The following is a 3,530-nucleotide window of genomic DNA, read 5'->3' on the forward strand; positions in this document are numbered from 1 at the left end:
AGCATGGAATAAATGCTTTTACAGCAATCAGAGAAGCCCTTTTAGGGAATTCCGATATCATCTTTAACTAATGGAGTTCTGAACAGTTACAAAATATCTATACAAAGTTTTTCATATTTAGCTGCATCTTCTTTTCCTGGTTCAATTTTCCTTAATGCTTCTTGCAATTCACTATCATACAATTTTTTTGCCTGTTTACTAAACACTTCTAAATCTGGCTCTTGTGGAATGATGTTTTCCACTGAAAAACTTAGTATAGAAATGAAATCACTTATGATCTGCGGAAATTCTTCAAACATCCATAACAAATTTTCCACATCCCATATATCAACGTTATATATTTCTTTTGCAATTTTTTTAGTTTCCTTCTTAACAACATTCCCAACCACTAATATTACTTTGGAATTGTCTGAAAAATTATTTGACATAATCTTTTCACATGCCGAAATAATCCGCTTTTCTATTCCTGTATTTCCTGAATAAATCTTTAATATTAATGTGAAAGTTTCTGTCTCTTTTGTAAACCGGAAATCTGCACTAATTCCTTCTCCCATACCAGTATCGAGCAACGAAACTTCTTTAATCTTCAGATATGATTGAATAATTGTTTCAAATTTCAAGCCCTTTGAAACCTCCCTGTTTTCAAAAATCGGAAAGTCTCTTCTATCACTAAATATGGATGCAATCTGCTGAATTGCTAATACATTTGAACTATACATCAATTTCTGATACAGCCATGATTTACTTGATACATCCAAATAATAATTATCAGGAATTCCTTTTAATCGTGCTACTTCTCGATGTGTTATCTTTCGAACTTCATTATCAACTGCTACTAATGGTATCATCCGAGGATTCCAAGAAACATATTCTACTTCTTCATATTGATTATTATTCCAACACAATACTTTAGGAAAAACTACACCTTCAATATGAATTCTATATCTTGGAGTTAATCTATAATACCATTCATCATCTATATGATCTTTTTCTATTATATCTTTTACCATATGATTCAAGCTATCTGTTTCTTTCAGTAATTTCAAGTTGAAATCTGTTTTTATTAAAGAACCATATATAAAATATTCCTTTTCTTTTACCGGTAAGCCTGTCAAATAATTTATGTCTACAGTATTAAATCCAATTTGATATCCTAATGTTTTTACTCCTGTACAAAAGTGTCTAAATGATTCATCTCGGTCACTTATTCGGTTGCATCGAAACATAAATTCCTTTGGTCTTTTAAAATTCAATATTTCTAACGCTTTTACAACATCCTGACTGATATTTTCAACTTTTCTATTGCCTCTACCTGCTGAACTAAAGCCAACAAAACGTATCTTCCCCGCATAAATATCCGCATCCTCCATGTCTGATATACGATATTCACTCCAATTGACTTCGAATATTTGTTCATTCCAGTTATCTTTATATACTTTAATAGAACCTTTTTCTTTTTCATCTATGTATATTGCTTTAATTCCATACCCTGCTCTAGAAAAACCTAATGCAATTGTCCCTAAATCATCATTAAGTATCACAACTTTTTTATCCATATATCCCCCTTATTGCAAATATGGAATGTCTTTTGCTCTTGAAAGTATTCTCATCTTTCTTAATTTCAAATGATTCTTTTTAGACCTTCAAGCTCTTTTTAATTCGGCACACGAGTGTGCCAAATTAATCACACTCATATTTTTTCATAACACGTGTTTCGATGTCTTCTACCGATGGCATTGTATCTTGTAATTCTTTTGGTAAATCGTTAAATAATTTATACTCTGTAACACCTATCGGCTTTTTCATATCTTTCAATGCATACTCTGCAACCAGCTTATTCTCATTTCGACAAAGTATTAACCCAATAGATGGATTGTCCAAATCTGTTTTTACCACGTCATCCAATGCTGATAAATAAAAATTCATCTTTCCTGCCATCTCTGGAGTAAACTTACCTGTCTTGAGGTCTATTGCAACAAAACAGTGTAATTTAAAATTATAAAAGAGTAGATCTACATAAAACTCATCACCATTTACTACAAGTGTATATTGCTCGTCGACAAAAGCAAATCCTGTTCCAAGTTCAAGCAGGAATTTTCTAACATTGCTTACCAGTTCTGTTTCAATATCCCTTTCAATCATTCCTTCTCTGAACTTAACAAAATCAAAAATATAAGGATCTTTCATCGTCTGAATTGCAAGTTCACTCTGTTCGTCTGGTAATCTGCCATTAAAGTTTTGTATCTTAGGCTTTTCAATCTGTCTTGAATACAAATTACTATCTAACTGAATTTCAAGCACATCATGAGACCACCCATTTTGAATCGTCTTTTCAGCATACCAAATATATTGCTGCTTATTTTCAGTCTTGCTCATCAGTGCCTTATGATGATACCAGGTAATCCCGGCTAAATTATATTCGTCAATTTCATCTTCACTAAAAATCAAAGCAAACTTTTTCATATCTCTCAAATTTCTTTCTGAATATCCTTTTGAATCTGGAAATTCGCTTTTTATATCTCGTGATAAATTCACTAGAAATCCTTTGCCCCAAGTACTGTTACTGTTTATGTAATTACCAATTGTCCAATTCCTATGCATCAAAGACAAATTTGCACTCAGCATCACTTGATATTGGGATGTTTTTATGCAGTTTATGATTTCATTTAGGATTTTCAAATAATCGTCGTTATTAATCAGCATTCTACCCTTCTCTTTCTAAAACGGCACACGAGTGTGCCATTTTTACCTTACTTTTTTCAAAACTTTTCTTTATTCTTTCAATTCAATTTTATGCTTCTTCCAGCTCCTACTATTTTTCCATATATACTATTCAGAATAGTGTTCACTTTTCCAATCAAACCTACAAACCTCTAACGGAGAAATATAGCAGTCTGTTTCAGGATATGCTGCTATTTCAGATGCATTTATAAAATCTACTGCAAAATCTGTATCATCTAAAGCTTTAACAAGACAAGAAACTGTGCCCTTTTTTATTAATCCTGATGATATCCACATCGAAGTGGACACTACTTGATTATTATTATTTATAAAGTGTGATGCAAATAATGTCACATTTTCTTCTGATATTGTAAGCCATTTTTCAAAATGCGGATTTGGAGATTCTAATATCCATTGTTGTATACCATTTCTATCGTAATGATACTCTTCTATTAAAGGGGATAAAGCCTCTGGTAAAATCCACTCCGTTGTTTGCATAACCTTTTCAACATCAATCTAGCAAAGTTCTTGATATGGATTAACATAGTCTTCAAGTATTCGATAATCAGTGACATACTCTTTTGCACTTGCTTCCCTGTCATTATAAGGTAATCTATCGGCAAAATATCCCAGTAGTTCCATCTTCGCACACCAAACATTTTTTTCAATAAAAGCCACACTACCTCCATATGATTTCAACTTTAATATGAAACATTAGTAACTGTTCAGAACCCCCTTGGGGAACTAATTAATTTTTGTACAAAACAGAGAATTTTTAAAACCTGTTTTGCGATATTATTTCGGTAATT

4 protein-coding genes are annotated in these 3,530 nt (G+C 32.0%); all 4 read right to left on the reverse strand.

The genetic code is table 11. The features are described from left to right. Positions 1-86 precede the first annotated feature (86 nt). Positions 87-1,556, reverse strand: coding sequence for a DNA cytosine methyltransferase (locus tag BUB85_RS20555; protein ID WP_073113332.1), 1,470 nt, complete (start codon positions 1,554-1,556; stop codon positions 87-89). Positions 1,557-1,680: 124 nt separating this feature from the next. Further along, on the reverse strand, positions 1,681-2,703 hold the full coding sequence (locus BUB85_RS20560; RefSeq protein ID WP_200803604.1) for a PDDEXK nuclease domain-containing protein: 1,023 nt from the start codon (positions 2,701-2,703) through the stop codon (positions 1,681-1,683). A gap of 126 nt (positions 2,704-2,829) precedes the next feature. After that, entirely contained in the window at positions 2,830-3,219 is a 390-nt protein-coding gene (locus BUB85_RS21330) for a hypothetical protein (protein ID WP_143160821.1), read from the reverse strand. A gap of 18 nt (positions 3,220-3,237) precedes the next feature. Further along, on the reverse strand, positions 3,238-3,399 hold the full coding sequence (locus BUB85_RS21645; RefSeq protein ID WP_159434692.1) for a hypothetical protein: 162 nt from the start codon (positions 3,397-3,399) through the stop codon (positions 3,238-3,240). Between the last annotated feature and the right edge of the window lie 131 nt (positions 3,400-3,530).

Source organism: Hespellia stercorisuis DSM 15480, assembly GCF_900142165.1.
GTDB classification, from domain to species: domain Bacteria; phylum Bacillota; class Clostridia; order Lachnospirales; family Lachnospiraceae; genus Hespellia; species Hespellia stercorisuis.